The sequence below is a fragment of the Dyadobacter soli genome (assembly GCF_900101885.1).
In the GTDB taxonomy this organism is placed as follows: Bacteria; Bacteroidota; Bacteroidia; order Cytophagales; family Spirosomataceae; genus Dyadobacter; species Dyadobacter soli.
This window is the reverse complement of the sequence record NZ_FNAN01000008.1, coordinates 364,319-378,689: the sequence shown is the minus strand read 5'-3', so window position 1 is coordinate 378,689 and position 14,371 is coordinate 364,319. Positions and strand designations below refer to the sequence as shown.

Annotated in this window: 14 protein-coding genes; 7 read left to right on the top strand and 7 right to left on the bottom strand. The window is 47.6% G+C overall.

The window, feature by feature from the left end:
* Positions 1-115: 115 nt before the first annotated feature.
* Entirely contained in the window at positions 116-1,546 is a 1,431-nt protein-coding gene (locus BLQ88_RS15230; protein ID WP_090151503.1) for a circularly permuted type 2 ATP-grasp protein, read from the top strand.
* A gap of 115 nt (positions 1,547-1,661) precedes the next feature.
* Positions 1,662-2,393: an esterase family protein gene (locus tag BLQ88_RS15225; protein WP_090151499.1), complete on the top strand. Its 732-nt coding sequence runs from the start codon at positions 1,662-1,664 to the stop codon at positions 2,391-2,393.
* Between the two features lie 70 nt (positions 2,394-2,463).
* Here BLQ88_RS15225 and pheS read toward each other — a convergent pair whose 3' ends face one another.
* Positions 2,464-3,504 (bottom strand): phenylalanine--tRNA ligase subunit alpha, encoded by a 1,041-nt coding sequence (pheS, locus tag BLQ88_RS15220; RefSeq protein ID WP_090151496.1) that lies wholly within the window; start codon positions 3,502-3,504, stop codon positions 2,464-2,466.
* A 430-nt stretch (positions 3,505-3,934) separates the two neighbouring features.
* Here pheS and BLQ88_RS15215 point away from each other — a divergent pair, with 430 nt between their 5' ends.
* On the top strand, positions 3,935-4,252 hold the full coding sequence (locus BLQ88_RS15215) for a LytR/AlgR family response regulator transcription factor (protein WP_090151494.1): 318 nt from the start codon (positions 3,935-3,937) through the stop codon (positions 4,250-4,252).
* Positions 4,253-4,456: 204 nt separating this feature from the next.
* Here BLQ88_RS15215 and BLQ88_RS15210 read toward each other — a convergent pair whose 3' ends face one another.
* Positions 4,457-5,173 carry a porin family protein gene (locus BLQ88_RS15210; protein WP_090151491.1) on the bottom strand — a complete coding sequence of 239 codons (717 nt, stop codon included), beginning with the start codon at positions 5,171-5,173 and terminating at the stop codon, positions 4,457-4,459.
* Between the two features lie 165 nt (positions 5,174-5,338).
* Here BLQ88_RS15210 and radA point away from each other — a divergent pair, with 165 nt between their 5' ends.
* A complete protein-coding gene (gene radA, locus BLQ88_RS15205) occupies positions 5,339-6,712 on the top strand; it encodes a DNA repair protein RadA (protein ID WP_090151488.1) in 1,374 nt (457 codons plus the stop codon).
* Positions 6,713-6,728: 16 nt separating this feature from the next.
* Here the strand turns inward: radA and BLQ88_RS15200 are convergent, their stop codons facing one another.
* Entirely contained in the window at positions 6,729-7,643 is a 915-nt protein-coding gene (locus BLQ88_RS15200) for a DUF58 domain-containing protein (protein WP_090151485.1), read from the bottom strand.
* A gap of 14 nt (positions 7,644-7,657) precedes the next feature.
* Positions 7,658-8,107, bottom strand: coding sequence for a septal ring lytic transglycosylase RlpA family protein (locus tag BLQ88_RS15195; protein WP_090151482.1), 450 nt, complete (start codon positions 8,105-8,107; stop codon positions 7,658-7,660).
* Positions 8,108-8,347: 240 nt separating this feature from the next.
* Here BLQ88_RS15195 and BLQ88_RS15190 point away from each other — a divergent pair, with 240 nt between their 5' ends.
* Both BLQ88_RS15190 and ychF read left to right on the top strand, forming a co-directional pair.
* Complete coding sequence (locus BLQ88_RS15190; protein WP_019942161.1) at positions 8,348-8,695, top strand: DUF3276 family protein; 348 nt, start codon at positions 8,348-8,350, stop codon at positions 8,693-8,695.
* 161 nt (positions 8,696-8,856) lie between these two features.
* Positions 8,857-9,957, top strand: coding sequence for a redox-regulated ATPase YchF (gene ychF / locus BLQ88_RS15185; protein ID WP_090151596.1), 1,101 nt, complete (start codon positions 8,857-8,859; stop codon positions 9,955-9,957).
* A 61-nt stretch (positions 9,958-10,018) separates the two neighbouring features.
* On the opposite strand, the gene BLQ88_RS15180 is transcribed toward ychF, so the two are convergent.
* Both BLQ88_RS15180 and BLQ88_RS15175 read right to left on the bottom strand, forming a co-directional pair.
* Positions 10,019-10,414, bottom strand: a complete 396-nt coding sequence (locus BLQ88_RS15180) for a hypothetical protein (protein ID WP_090151480.1) — start codon at positions 10,412-10,414, stop codon at positions 10,019-10,021.
* Positions 10,415-10,427: 13 nt separating this feature from the next.
* On the bottom strand, positions 10,428-11,708 hold the full coding sequence (locus BLQ88_RS15175; RefSeq protein ID WP_090151478.1) for a type IX secretion system plug protein: 1,281 nt from the start codon (positions 11,706-11,708) through the stop codon (positions 10,428-10,430).
* A 97-nt stretch (positions 11,709-11,805) separates the two neighbouring features.
* Between BLQ88_RS15175 and BLQ88_RS15170 the strand changes: the two genes are divergently transcribed.
* Positions 11,806-12,384 (top strand): Uma2 family endonuclease, encoded by a 579-nt coding sequence (locus BLQ88_RS15170; protein WP_090151476.1) that lies wholly within the window; start codon positions 11,806-11,808, stop codon positions 12,382-12,384.
* A 37-nt stretch (positions 12,385-12,421) separates the two neighbouring features.
* On the opposite strand, the gene BLQ88_RS15165 is transcribed toward BLQ88_RS15170, so the two are convergent.
* On the bottom strand, positions 12,422-14,368 hold the full coding sequence (locus BLQ88_RS15165) for an ABC-F family ATP-binding cassette domain-containing protein (protein ID WP_090151472.1): 1,947 nt from the start codon (positions 14,366-14,368) through the stop codon (positions 12,422-12,424).
* Positions 14,369-14,371: the final 3 nt, after the last annotated feature.

Sequence of the window (14,371 nt, the reverse complement as noted above, 5' to 3'; positions counted from 1 at the left end):
ATCGGGAGAAGTGGCGGAGTGGTAATGCTTGTTGGTATTTGTTTTGGTAATTCATACATTGACCATATATTGTTCTGTGAACTATCGGTATTGACTTATTCAAATTTTGAATTGTATGAATTTTTCATTTTCTAATTACCAAATAGAAAATTTCTTCGATGAGATGTTTACCCCGGGGGGCGAAATACGTCCGGGCTATGAACATTTAAAGAACAAATTTGAAAATCTTACCCACGAAGACCTGACCAACCGCCAGCTTGCTACCGAGCGTGCGCTGCTGTCGATGGGCATTACTTTTAATGTGTATTCCGAAGGCGAAGGTACCGAGCGCATCATGCCGATCGACATCATCCCACGCGTGCTCTCGAATGCGGAATGGGAGTGGCTCGAAAAAGGCCTGAAACAGCGGATTAAGGCATTGAACATGTTTATCGATGATGTTTACAATGAGCAAAATATACTGAACGACGGCGTAGTCCCGCGCGAGCTGATCGAGTCGAGCAAATGCTTTCTCAAACCCTGCATCGGATTGAAACCGCCGAAGGGAATCTGGTGCCACATTACCGGTACCGACCTCATTAAAGGCGACGACGGCACATTTATGGTATTGGAGGATAACCTGCGCTGTCCGTCCGGGGTTTCTTATATGCTGGAAAACAGGGAATTATCGAAGCAGATCTTCCCGGACGTGCTTGCGCGTACAGGCGTGCGGCCCGTATCCGATTACCCGACTCGCCTGCTGCAAATGCTGCAACACCTTGCCGACCGTCCCAACCCGACTGTGGCGGTATTGACGCCCGGCATTTACAATTCCGCCTATTTTGAGCATTCCTACCTCGCGCAGCAAATGGGTGTGGAACTTGTGGATGCGCGCGATCTCGTGGTCTCGGATGGTTATGTCAAAATGCGGACTACTAATGGTTTACAGATCGTGGATGTGATCTACCGCCGGATAGACGATACGTTTATGGACCCGGAGTCATTCCGTGAGGATTCGCTGATCGGCATTCCCGGAATTTTTGAAGTATACAAAAAAGGACGCGTAGCATTGGCGAATGCGCCTGGGACGGGCGTGGCAGATGATAAGGTGGTATACGCCTACGTGCCCCGCATTATCAAGTATTACCTGGGAGAGGAAGCCATTATTCCGAATGTAAAAACCTACATCTGCGGCGAGGAGGATGACATGAACTACGTTCTTGAGAATATTTCAGAACTGGTTGTAAAAGAAGCCAATGAAGCGGGTGGTTACGGAATGCTCATTGGGCCAAAAGCTACGGAAGAAGAACATGAGCTTTTTCGTCAAAAAATAAAGGACAATCCGAGGAATTATATTGCGCAACCAACGATTTCACTATCAAGAGTGCCCTGCATGGTCGAGGGGCATGCCGAAGGGCGGCACGTCGACCTCCGGCCTTACATATTATATGGCGACGACATCAGCGTAATTCCGGGCGGACTTACCCGCGTGGCACTGCGTAAGGGGTCTCTGGTGGTGAACTCGTCGCAGGGTGGTGGCGGAAAAGACACCTGGGTATTGTATTAAGTTATCATTAACAGTTACTGGCAGTCTGTTCATGATAACGGTTTATTTGTTTTTTTGATAAACCTTGTTTGAACTGCCTGATTATCAATTGTCAGTAACTTAAAATGATTGAACAATGCAACGCCATATAACCGGATGGTTCAGTCCGGCGCTTAACAAGGAAATGGAAATTGCCGTTTACGGTCACTACGGAACTGCGCTTCTGCTTATTCCGACGGCGGCATCGGACTACCTGGAATACGAACGGAATGGCCTCATCGACGCCATTGAGCCCTACATTTATTCCGGTAAAGTCAAAGTTTATTGTATCAATAGCATCAATGCAGAAAGCTGGCTGAACCCGCACATGCATGGCTACGACAAGGCGGTGCGACATCAGGCATTTAACGATTATGTGATCAAGGAGGTGGTGCCGTTTATCAAGGAAGATTCCAGCCCTACCAATGAAATCGTTGCCGCAGGTGCTTCATTCGGTGCATTGCATGCCGCTAACCTGTTTTTCAAGCACCCGGATTACATTCATGGGGTGATCGCGATGAGTGGCTGTTACGACCTGAGCGTTTACACAGATGGCTATTACGATGACAATGTGTATTTCAACTCGCCCGTGCATTACCTGCCGAATTTGAAGGCGGAATGGCATTTGCAAATGTACCGGGATAGTCGTCATATCCATTTCATCACCGGCTCGGGCGCGTACGAGGTGCCGGATTATTCGAGGCACATTTCGTCGATCCTGGCTTCCAAAAATGTGCCGCACGAGCTGGATATCTGGGGAAGCGACATTCCGCACGAGTGGTGGGCATGGAAAAAAATGCTTCCCTATTATCTGGAAACCAGGTTTTGATATTGTACTAAAAAGTAAATGCCCTGAAATGTAATCATCTCAGGGCATTTACTTTTTAATGTATCTCAAATCAGGCGCCTTCGAATTGCCGGAGGAACCTAACATCGTTTTCTGTAAATAAACGAAGGTCATTGATGCCATAACGAAGCATTGTGATCCGCTCGATACCCATCCCGAATGCAAAACCGGTATATTCTTCGCTGTCGATACCGCAATTTTCCAAAACGTTCGGATCTACCATGCCTGAGCCCGCGATTTCTACCCAACCGGTATGCTTGCAAACGTTGCAGCCTACGCCGCCGCAGATGAAGCAGGAAACATCAATCTCCGCGCTAGGCTCCGTGAACGGGAAATACGACGGGCGGAGACGGATTTTAGAGTCCTTACCAAACATCTCCTTCGCGAAATGGTATAATGTATCTTTCAGATCTTTGAAACTCACATTTTTATCCACATAAAGGCCTTCTACCTGGTGGAAAACACAATGCGCGCGTGCTGAAATAGCTTCATTACGGAACACGCGGCCCGGCATAATGGAGCGGATAGGCGGCTTTTGGCGTTCCATCAGACGCACCTGCACGTTGGACGTGTGCGTACGCAGGAGGACGTCGTCCTTTACCTCGCCTTCACTTTTGGATATAAAGAAAGTATCCTGCATTTCACGCGCCGGGTGATTGTCGGCGAAGTTCAATGCGCTGAAATTGTACCAGTCCTTTTCGATTTCCGGCCCGTACGAGACATTGAAGCCCATGCGTTCGAAAATCTCGATGATCCTCCGGCGAACAATGGTTAGCGGATGGAGGCTTCCCTGCAAGTTGGGCGCTACCGGCAAAGTGAGGTCGATCAGCATTTCAGGATTGCTGTCTGCTGAATTTTCGATCGCCGTCTGAAAATCCTGAAAACGTGTCTGCGCCAGATTTTTGAGGGTATTCAATTCCTGTCCAACAGCCCGGCGGTCTTCCTGCGGGATGTTTTTGAGGTTATCAAAAAGCTCGGTTACTGCGCCTTTTTTACTAATATATTTCAACCTGAAAGCTTCCAGCTGCTCCTTATTGCCAACTGTTGCCTGTTCGATTTCAGAAACTAACTCTTTTACCCGCTCGGTAATCATAAAAGCTTGTTGTTATTGGTGACTTACGCCGCGTCCGGTGCGACGGGAGGCTCTTATTCGGGGCCTCGAAATTCCTGCAAAGATAACGAAAGTTAGCTCGCTGGTGGAAGTGAAATGGCCCTGTTACGTCTATTGAGAAGCTTTATTAGAAAAGTCCATGTTTTTGGGACTACGTAAAATTACGCATTTTACTAAGTTTCGTTACGTCATTTGATATATTACCTATTTGTTAAATAATTGATTATCAATTGGTTAAATCCAGATACGTACTTTTACGTATTTTCTGGACACTACGCAATGTGCTAATTTTGAAACAAGAAATCACAACAATATTAGCGTAGTTACCATGAAAAATTTTCCAAGCTTTACTCGCCCCAACCTGTCAGAGAGATCTTACAACGACAGTCGTTCTTACATTTCGGTACAATCGATGGGAAGAACGATTTTCCTGACACCCGACGTAATCACCTTCCTCGAAGGTGAAGGAAACTACACATTCATATACACGAACAACGGTAAGAAATACCTGGTGTCAAAAACATTGAAATCGCTTGCAGAGCAGTTGAGCGATAAATTCCTCCGCGTTCACAAGTCATACCTCGTAAATGCCGACTACGTGGTAGAGCGTATGGAAGACGATCGCATGCTGAAACTTTCCTGCGGCAAAGAAGTAGTCGTATCGCGCAGAAAAATCAAAGAGGTATCTGGTCTTTTAGATCACACTAACCTCATCCGCATTAGCGCATAAGATATTTTGGTGAATTAAATTAGTGGGTTATTCATAAAAACAGCAGCCATCGCTCGATCGAAGGCTGCTCGTTTTGTTTATAGAGAGTTCAAAGTTTAAGAGTTCATGAGTAAATATTTAAGATCCGAAATTTATGTTCATTGAGTCATTGAGTCATTGAGTCATTGAGTCATTGAGTCATTGAGTCATTGACTCATTGACTCATTAAAACAACTTCAACCCCAGCGTCACCTGCCAGGAACTCACTTTCTGTTTCAACGACGCACCGCCATTGACTTGCTGGCCGCTTACCTGGAATGATGCCAGGTTGGTGAATGAACCTTCTTTTCTTACGTCAAGACTGAAATTGCCCAGATCCAGACCGGCGCCGAGCTGGTAACCGAATGTCGCTTGCGACATGGCATTGTTCAAATCGGATGTGTAATATTTGAATGCGTCGCGTAAACGCTGGTTGTCGCCGATGCGGAAGGAAGTGACCGGTCCTGCGAGAATGCGGAACGGGCCGCCTTTGAGTCCGATCAGTAGGGGAACGTCGATATTGCTGTATTTGACATTGATTGTTTTTTCTACCGGTATTTCCCGGTCATTCTGGATTATTTTGAACGAGCCGCCTTTGGTCGAAACCAAAACTTCCGGCTGGATAAATAAGGTTCTGCCGAAGCGCATCCAGATACCGCCCACAGCGCCGGTTCTCGTATTGAAACTTTCTTTCAGGTTATCGCGAACCTCTTTGCCGTCGTATCCGAGATACGGATTTCCATTATCATCGTAACGTGTCGTGAAAACGTCGCCCATTGTAAGCCGCGACAGGTTCACCCCTCCCTTGATACCAAACGCAAAACCTTTTTTCTGGGCCTGCACATTTGAGAATGCGAAAATGCAGAGCAAACAGGCACAGGCCACTTTTGTCAGGATGTTCATGGATAATATGATTTTTTAAGTAAAACAGGTTAATAACGCCAATTTGCAAAAAACTATACCCATCCCAGATTTTTTTTGATTTTGTGGCTGGAACATGCAAAAATTGGATTAATATCGTCTGAATTACGTTAGTCACCAAGAGAATATAAATTAGACTATTCTATTATGGCCAAAGCCAAGACGGCATATTTTTGTCAGGAATGTGGGTATAATTCGCCAAAATGGGTCGGCAGATGTCCCTCGTGCGGTGAATGGAATACTTTCGTACAGGAAGTTATTGAAAAGGAAGATAAAAAGACAGCCGTTTCCTGGAAATCGGTAAACCTGGCCAGTAGGCCACGCGCGATTGCTGAAATTGTCTACGAAAATGAACCGCGAATCCGCACATTCGACGAGGAACTGAATCGCGTGTTGGGCGGAGGAATCGTCCCAGGCTCGTTGGTATTGATCGGCGGCGAACCGGGCATTGGGAAATCCACATTAATGCTCCAAATCGCGTTGACCCTTTCCAATAAGAAGGTGCTCTACGTTTCAGGTGAAGAATCGGAGGCTCAGATCAAGATGCGGGCGGAGCGTATGGCTGCGAAAAGTGATAACTGTTTCATTCTCACCGACACTCAGACGCAGAACATTTTCAGGCAAATCGAAGATTTTCAACCGGAAGTATTGATTGTAGACTCTATTCAGACCATGCAATCGACCTACATTGAGTCGGGCGCGGGCAGCGTGTCGCAGGTGCGTGAATGCACGGCGGAGTTTATGAAGTATGCGAAGGAAATGGGCGTTCCCGTGTTTTTGATCGGGCATATTACCAAAGACGGCTCGCTCGCCGGCCCGAAGGTACTGGAACACATGGTGGACACGGTTTTGCAGTTCGAAGGCGACCGGCACAATACCTACCGGATTTTGCGGACGATGAAGAACCGCTTCGGAAGTACCTCCGAGCTCGGTATTTATGAAATGCAGGGAACAGGCCTTCGTCAGGTTAGCAATCCTTCGGAAATCCTCATTTCGCAGCGCGATGAGCCGGTAAGCGGCATTGCGATCGGCTCGATGATGGAAGGTAACCGGCCATTGTTGGTTGAAATACAATCACTTGTGAGTGTTGCTACTTATGGAACGCCACAGCGGAGCAGTACCGGTTTCGATGCAAAACGTTTGCAAATGCTGCTCGCAGTTTTAGAAAAGCGGGGAGGTTTTCGGTTGGGTGTGCAGGATGTGTTCCTGAATGTGGCCGGCGGCTTGAAGGTCGAAGATCCGGCGATCGATTTGGCGGTGGTAGCTTCGCTTGTCTCGTCTTATGAGGATAAATTTATTCCACCGTCGGTGTGTTTTGCCGCGGAAGTTGGATTGGGTGGGGAGGTAAGAGCGGTTAACCGGATCGATAGCCGCATTTCGGAATCCGAAAAGCTGGGCTTCAAGAAGATTTACATCTCGAAATATAATAGTAAGGGGCTGGATTTAAAGAGAGGGAAGATAGAAGTCATTCCCGTGGCGCATCTGGACGAGCTGTTCATGTCGCTCTTCTTGAATCAATAATCTGATTTCAAATGCACTAGCGCATTTTGGAGTGCTTAACTAAATAGGCGAGCAGTACAGGGTCGAAACCTTTGGCAATATCCGCTTCGATGAAGTCGATCTTGTATTGCCCGCATTTCAGTTTCAGTTTTTGATAAAAATCACCTACAAACTGCTGGTACGACTCGCGCACCTGCTCGGGCTGGACTTTGATTTTTTCGCCCGTTTCGAGATCGATAAATTCATAGGGACGGTTTTCGAATGCGAAGTTTTCCTCCGTTTTACGGTCGGTGACGTGGAAAAGCAGTACTTCGTGCAAGTTATGCCGCAAATGCTGCAATGCGGAGAAAATCTTGTCGGCATCCTCGATATTATCGAACATATCACTGAAAATTACCACCAGCGACCGCTTATGAATTTTTTCGGCGATCTGGTGCAGGACGTCGGCTACCGAAGTTTTTAGCAGCGGGCGGTTGGTTTGCAGCTGCTGTTCCAGTTCGAGCATGATCTTGTGCACATGCGAGGGAGTGGATTTGACAGCCGTTTGTACTTCGATTTGTTCCGAGAATGTGCAGAGGCTTACCGCGTCTTTCTGTCGTTGCAATAGATAGGTAAGGCTTGCAGCGGCCATGACGCTGAACGTCATTTTGCCGTAATTGTCCTCCGGGTAATACATGGAAGACGAGGTATCGAGCAGAATATGGCAGCGCAGGTTGGTTTCTTCCTCGTAGCGTTTGACGTACAAACGGTCGGTTTTGGCAAAAACCTTCCAGTCGATATTCCGTGTGGATTCGCCTGTATTGTAAAGCTGATGTTCGGCAAATTCGACTGAAAAGCCGTGAAAAGGGGATTTATGAAGACCGGTGATGAAACCTTCTACCAACTGTTTTGCAAGAAATTCCAGGTTTCCGAATTCTCTGACTTTGGCCAGATCCAGTTGGCGGACACTCATGCTAGCATCAAGGCTTACTTTCTCATGGAAATGACTTTGCCCGATTTCGGGTCGATTTCTTCGCTGGGTGATAAGAGCACCATTCCTTCCATTCCCACCACTCTTACAGAAACATTAGCGACGCCTTTTGCGAGAATGCCGATCAGGCGGGCCGCTTCTTTGCTGAGGTCAATTACGCGATGCTTTGAGAACGGGCCGCGGTCGTTGACCCTCACAATTACTTTTTCGTCGTTATCCAGATTCGTCACTTCGAGCATCGTGTTCAGCGGGTAACTCCGGTGGGCGCACAGCAGTTCACTGCTTTTATGTACTTCCCCGAATGAGGTCTTCCTGCCGTGGAATCGCGCCGAGTAGTAGGAGGCGTTTCCGGTTTCGGTTTTGCCGAGTTTTACCTGCGCAATGGCTTCCGGTAACAGCGCGGTAAACGCTAACATGGTGAGAATCAGAATCCGACGATAAGTCATTTTTCTGGATTTAGGTGAAACATAATAAGGTAAAAGTCCCTTATCTCATATCTTCCTTTGGTGTTTCAGGTCAATTTTAAAACCCACGAATTTCAAAACTAGTGAAAAGATTTTAAAGCACCAGCAAAAGTCCCACATAATTTGAGTGCTGCCGACTGCCCATATTGTAACCCGTAACCAACAAATTGCTAATATGTTCCGGTTTCTTTGGAACCAGCAATAAACTTTATATTTTAGCGTTTGGAAACCTATTTAAAACTAAACATAGTGGAAGACAGAGAGCAAATCTACTCCAAAAGGGTCAGGGCGGGAAAAAGGACTTACTTCTTCGATGTTCGCTCTACGCGATCTAACGATTACTATCTTACCATCACTGAAAGCCGTCGCCACCCTCAGGGAGACGGATTTACCTACGAAAAACACAAGATGTTTTTGTACAAGGAGGACTTTGACAAGTTCGTGGAGGCATTGAAAGAAGCAGTTGATCACGTGAAGACAGAATTGATGCCAGAGGTTGACTTTTCGCAATTCGAATCCAAAGGAGACGAGGTAGACGTAGTAGGAGAGTCGGACCTTAAGTGGGATTAAGAAATTAAGATATTGAATAGAAGCCTTCGCAATTGATTACGAAGGCTTTTGGTTTTTGTACCTGCTAAATAGTAATTTTGCGAAAATTATTATTCAGCAGGCGGGCATGCATTGCTTTTAAGGCAGGTATGAGGCCGCCGTTCACTGCTTACCATTCATATATGAGTCTTCAATGTGGGATTGTCGGATTGCCGAACGTTGGGAAATCCACCCTTTTTAATGCCATCTCTACCGGCAAAGCCGAAGCTGCCAACTATCCTTTTTGCACCATAGAGCCCAATGTGGGCGTTGTGACCGTTCCCGACGAACGTCTGGATACGCTGACCAAGCTGGTTAGTCCCCAAAAAGTAATCCCTACCATCATCGAATTCGTGGATATCGCCGGCCTTGTGAAGGGTGCGAGCCAGGGAGCGGGTTTGGGTAACAAGTTTCTGGCCAATATCCGTGAGGTGGATGCGATTGTACACGTGGTACGTTGTTTCGCGGACGACAATGTCGTGCACGTGGAAGGTCGCGTAGATCCGGTTTTTGATAAAGAGATCATCGACGCAGAGCTGCAACTGAAAGACCTGGAATCGGTCGAGAAGAAAATTCAGAAAACGGAAAAAGGTGCGCGCGCAGGTGATGCCAAGGCGAAAGCTGAATTGGAATGGCTGAAAAAATATAAATCGACACTGGAAGAAGGCAAGAATGCGAGAGCTGTTGAAATCGATGCGGAAACGAAAGAATCTGTTATCGGTGACCTGCAATTACTGACTGCCAAACCGGTACTTTACGTGGCGAATGTGGACGAAGGTTCCATGCTCACCGGCAACGAGTATTCCGAAAAATTGCGGGAAGCTGTTAAGCACGAAGGCGCGGATGTAATCGTGCTTTGTGCAGCGATCGAATCACAAATCTCGGAAATCGAAGATCCGGAAGAGCACGAAATGTTCCTCAGTGAATATGGGTTGTCGGAATCAGGTTTGAGCAAGCTGATCAAGGCTTCCTATGCGCTTTTGAACCTCATTACCTATTTCACTGCCGGGGTAAAAGAAGTGCGTGCCTGGACGATCGTGAAAGGCTGGAAAGCTCCGCAGGCAGCGGGCGTGATCCACAGCGATTTTGAAAAGGGATTCATCCGTGCGGAGGTGATCAAAATTGCTGACTACGAGCAGTATAAAACGGAACCTGCTGTGAAAGAAGCGGGCAAAATGGCCGTAGAAGGCAAAGAATACATCGTAGCCGACGGCGATATTATGCACTTCCGTTTTAATGTATAGTATCTAAATATCTGTCAGATATGCAAAGAGCGACTCATCGGGCCGCTCTTTGTTTTTTATATCAATCCTCGTAATAATCGGGAGCATCCTTGTGGATCACCGCGCGCAGCGTTTTGGCCATATGCAGTATGCTGTCCACTTTGTAATGCGCTTTTTTCATCACTTCGGGATTGTGCCCCTCGTTGATCAGTTGCATGAACATGTCCCGTAGAAACACCAGATCATCGATATTCTGCGAAAAATCCTCAATCACGTACATTTGAAAGCCGCGGTCGTCCTCTTGCGGGAAGTAAAGCACCAGGTAAAGGTCGGTCTGGACGTAAAAGCTGATCACGTGGCTGGCTTCGAAATTCGCCGGCATTTCGTCATGGTCCACCAGGCAATCGACAATGTAATTCTCGTCGTTGGTAATCGAGAGGTTTGAAGTTAAATACACGGTGTTTGCTGATGATTTCATAACGTTAAGCAGTTTAGCGCCGCCGGTTCCATTCTACGGTACGGTAGCCGACAAGCAGGTCGGCGCGGCTGGCCGGCGGACGGTGGTAGATCAATATGTCGTAATCGTTTTCAGTCGCTGCAAAATTTCCTTCAATGTAAGCTTCATCTGGCTTCTGGTTTCCTTTCACAACGGTATAGTCATAATTGATGACACCCTGCTTCACCATCATTTCCACCTGGTACGCCTGCGCAGTAGCGTCGTACGTCATTTTATTGCTGTCGGTAAGCTGCCAGAGGTTGAAAGCGCCATTTACATAATATGTTGCGCCGGGTTCTTCCGCTGTTTTTAATGTAAACACCACCGGCGTGTAATCCGCCTCTACACTTCCTCGTCCGGATTCGCGCTGATCTACAATGTATTGTCCGTTGAAATCGTCCATTTGCACATAAGGTACGTGCGCGCGAGGTTTATCAGGGAAAAGGAAAAGCTTCGTAAAGTCATCCGTTCGTTCAATCTCATTTACCCCATAGCCCCGACCGGTTAGCGAGCGGCTATCGAAATACCGGAATTCGTTTCCGCCCTGGAAAGTATTTTCAAGATCAAAGAATGTGTATTCCAATAGCTGATCAAAGGGACGCACATTGGTCGGCTTGTAATTGGTTTTCGCCTGGTCCCAGCGGAAATTCTTGCGGATCACCACTTTCAGGTCTGTTTGCGGCGCTACGAGCTGGTACCCTTTGTAATCCACCGAAAAATCGATCTGCTGATCCGAAAACTGTTGCTCGATGCCTTGCGAAAAGCGGGCCTTCGCGGTAACGTTTACGCGCGGTTGATAATGCATAAACCGCCGGCTGCACATTAGTTTTCTGTCCCGGTCCGAAAACACATAGATTACATAATTCCCCGGGAGCTTCAATTTGGGTAATTCAAAACGGTAATGCGTGTAAGGTACCTTGGTGCTGAACGACTGGTCATAGGTATTAACCGGGTACTCGTTGAATTCGAATGTGAACTCGATGTCATTCAGGTTGGATTTGGTCCAGTCGGCATTGCAATGGATGATTTTGGCACGGTAACCCTCGGGTTGGCCAGTCATATCGTCGAATTCCAGTACCAGCGGCGCAGGGTTGTTCAGCGGGGTAATGGGCGGTGTGAGCAGCCGGGTGGGTGTTTCAGGATCATCCAGGGCAGGGTACAGCAGTACGGTTTTGATTTTGTCCTGATAAATAAAATCTTCCAGGCGAAGCCCTTGCGGCTGCGCGTAAGCGTGTGTGCAAAAGAGAAAAAGTGCTATTAACAGTACTAAACGCATCTCGGGATTTTTAAATGGAAACGTAACTTTTTACTGTAAGGTACATAGAGTTTGGAAAAGGTGATTTGAACATTATTAACTATTTTTGATTAGAACCATGACAGCAGTAGCGATCAAAATGTACACGGAACAGGAATATCTTGAACTGGAACGCGCCGCGGAGTACAAGAGCGAGTATTACCGCGGGGAGATTTTTGCGATGTCGGGAGCAAGCCGGTATCACAACCGGATCACGGAGAATTTGTCGGGCGAAATTTACCTGGCATTGAAAGGAAAGTCCTGCCAGAGCTTTTCCCGCGATATGCGTGTCCATATTCCGGAAAATACACTGTACACCTATCCAGACCTATTGATAGTTTGCGGTAAACCGGAGTTTCGAGACCAGGAATTTGACACATTGCTCAATCCTTCGGTGATTCTCGAGGTGCTTTCATCGAGCACAGAAGGTTATGACCAAGGAAAGAAATTTCACCTGTACCGAAGTCTTCGGACACTCGTGGAGTATGTGGTTATCGACTCTCAGGAGATCAGGGCTGCGGTGTACCGGAAGGGAAGTAATGGGATGTGGATCCTGGCCTCGGAAGCGGCTGATTTGGAAGGCAGCATTGAAATCGGCCACATTGGACTTACACTAAAAATGGCAGACGTATATGCGCAAGTCGAAGACCTGAGATAACAAAAAAGGGAGCCATCCAGCTCCCTTCTCATTTTTCCTATTTCCCCGAAAGCTCTTCCACTTCCAGCATCAGATTTTCCCAATCCTCCGTGCTCTGTTCCAGCTTCTGCTTGATATCCGCATAAAACCGGTTCAGTTCAGCCAGTGCTACGGAATCGTTGTAGATCGCAGGCTCAGCCAGTTTGCCTTCGGTTTCTGCTTTCCTTATTTCGAGGTTATTGATGGTATCTTCCAGCTCCTCGATCTGCTTTCTCGCTTTTTTTAGCTTCTGCGCATCTTCGTTTGATTGAGGCTTACCATTGTTTTTGTTCTGACTGGCAGGTGCCGGCTGATTTTTCTGCGGCGGGGCGCTGCTTACCTGCACTTTTTCGCTTACAGCCGATTGTAAGCCGCGTTCTTCGACCCAAATCTCATACTCCTCATACGTGCCAGGATATTCTTTGATCTCATGGTCTTCAATGTACCAGATTTTGTTCGCAATGTTTTCCACGAAATACCGGTCGTGGGAAACGACGATGTAACTGCCTTCATACTGCTGCAATGCCTGGATCAGGATATTCACAGATTGCATATCCAGGTGGTTAGTTGGCTCATCGAGTAACAGGAAGTTAGCTTGCGAAAGCAGCACCTTAGCCAATGCAACCCGCGATTTCTCCCCCCCGGAAAGAACCTTGATTTTCTTGAAAACATCATCTCCGGTAAACAGGAAGCAACCCAAAACCGTCCGTAACTCGGTTTCGGTCTTGGTCGGGTTGGCGTATTTCAATTCCTCGATGAGGTTATGCGCCACGTTGAGGGATTCGAGCTGGTGCTGGGCGTAGAATGTGAACGATACATTGTGTCCCAGTCTTCGTTTCCCGTCGATAGGTTCGGTACCCGCCACAATGCGGAGCACGGTGGATTTACCACGACCGTTAGCCCCGATCAACGCGATTTTATCACCGCGTTCCATACTGATATTGGTAGCATCGAGGATTACCTTGTCACCATAAGCCTTGGATGCATCTTCCAATTGGAAAACATGGCGACCCGGCTGGGTTGTAAACTGGAAGCGGAAGTGCACTTTTGCATTTTCATCCAGTACTTCATCCACAACATCCATTCTGTCCAGTGCCTTCACGCGGCTTTGTACCTGGCGTGATTTGGTGGCTTTGGCTTTGAAACGCTCGATGAAGCGTTCCGTCTGACGGATTTTGGCTTGCTGGTTTTCGTAAGCACCGCGCTGAATATCGTTGCGGAGCGCTTTTTCTTCCAGGTAATAGGAATAATTTCCTGCGTAGTAATTGAGTTTCCCGCCGGAAACCTCCACGGTAGTATCAATCGTATTGTCGAGGAACTGGCGGTCGTGGGAAACGACGATCACCGCACCTTCATAGTTTTGCGTATACTTTTCTACCCATTGAATAGACGGCAAGTCCAAGTGGTTGGTAGGCTCATCGAGCATTAGGAGCGCCGGCTTTTGCAAAAGCAGCTTCGCGAGCATTACGCGCATGCGCCACCCTCCCGAGAACTGGCGCAATGGCAGGTTCAGATCGGCGGTCGAGAAGCCCAGACCTTCGAGGATCGCTTCGGCCTTCGATTGTACCGAGTAACCGTCCAATGCTTCGAATTCGTCCTGCACGCGGGCGAGCTTGTCCACGAGGTCGTCGGAGTAATTATGCTCCATATCGTGCAGGATTTTGTCCATTTGCACTTGCAGCACATTCTGCCTTTCAAATGCCTGCATCGCTACCGAAAGGATCGAATCTTCGGATTGGTATGAAAGCAAATCCTGGTTGAGAAAGCCGATGGTACAGTCGCCTGCCTTGGAGATCGAGCCGCCGTCGGGTTGGAATTCTCCGTTGATCATCCGCAGCAGGGTCGACTTACCGGTACCGTTCAGTCCGATGAGCCCGATCTTTTGTTTTGGCTTGATATGTAGAGAGGCGCCGTCGTATAAGGCACGGTCGCCCAGGAAATAGCTGAGGTTCGTAATCGCGATCATGGT

What these genes read in the sequence shown, in the direction of transcription:
- BLQ88_RS15230 (WP_090151503.1), top strand. Translation starts at nt 116, where the DNA reads ATGAATTTTTCATTTTCTAATTACCAAATAGAAAATTTCTTCGATGAG.
- BLQ88_RS15225 (WP_090151499.1), top strand. Translation starts at nt 1,662, where the DNA reads ATGCAACGCCATATAACCGGATGGTTCAGTCCGGCGCTTAACAAGGAA.
- pheS (WP_090151496.1), bottom strand. Translation starts at nt 3,504, where the DNA reads ATGATTACCGAGCGGGTAAAAGAGTTAGTTTCTGAAATCGAACAGGCA.
- BLQ88_RS15215 (WP_090151494.1), top strand. Translation starts at nt 3,935, where the DNA reads ATGGGAAGAACGATTTTCCTGACACCCGACGTAATCACCTTCCTCGAA.
- BLQ88_RS15210 (WP_090151491.1), bottom strand. Translation starts at nt 5,173, where the DNA reads ATGAACATCCTGACAAAAGTGGCCTGTGCCTGTTTGCTCTGCATTTTC.
- radA (WP_090151488.1), top strand. Translation starts at nt 5,339, where the DNA reads ATGGCCAAAGCCAAGACGGCATATTTTTGTCAGGAATGTGGGTATAAT.
- BLQ88_RS15200 (WP_090151485.1), bottom strand. Translation starts at nt 7,643, where the DNA reads ATGAGTGTCCGCCAACTGGATCTGGCCAAAGTCAGAGAATTCGGAAAC.
- BLQ88_RS15195 (WP_090151482.1), bottom strand. Translation starts at nt 8,107, where the DNA reads ATGACTTATCGTCGGATTCTGATTCTCACCATGTTAGCGTTTACCGCG.
- ychF (WP_090151596.1), top strand. Translation starts at nt 8,857, where the DNA reads ATGAGTCTTCAATGTGGGATTGTCGGATTGCCGAACGTTGGGAAATCC.
- BLQ88_RS15180 (WP_090151480.1), bottom strand. Translation starts at nt 10,414, where the DNA reads ATGAAATCATCAGCAAACACCGTGTATTTAACTTCAAACCTCTCGATT.
- BLQ88_RS15175 (WP_090151478.1), bottom strand. Translation starts at nt 11,708, where the DNA reads ATGCGTTTAGTACTGTTAATAGCACTTTTTCTCTTTTGCACACACGCT.
- BLQ88_RS15170 (WP_090151476.1), top strand. Translation starts at nt 11,806, where the DNA reads ATGACAGCAGTAGCGATCAAAATGTACACGGAACAGGAATATCTTGAA.
- BLQ88_RS15165 (WP_090151472.1), bottom strand. Translation starts at nt 14,368, where the DNA reads ATGATCGCGATTACGAACCTCAGCTATTTCCTGGGCGACCGTGCCTTA.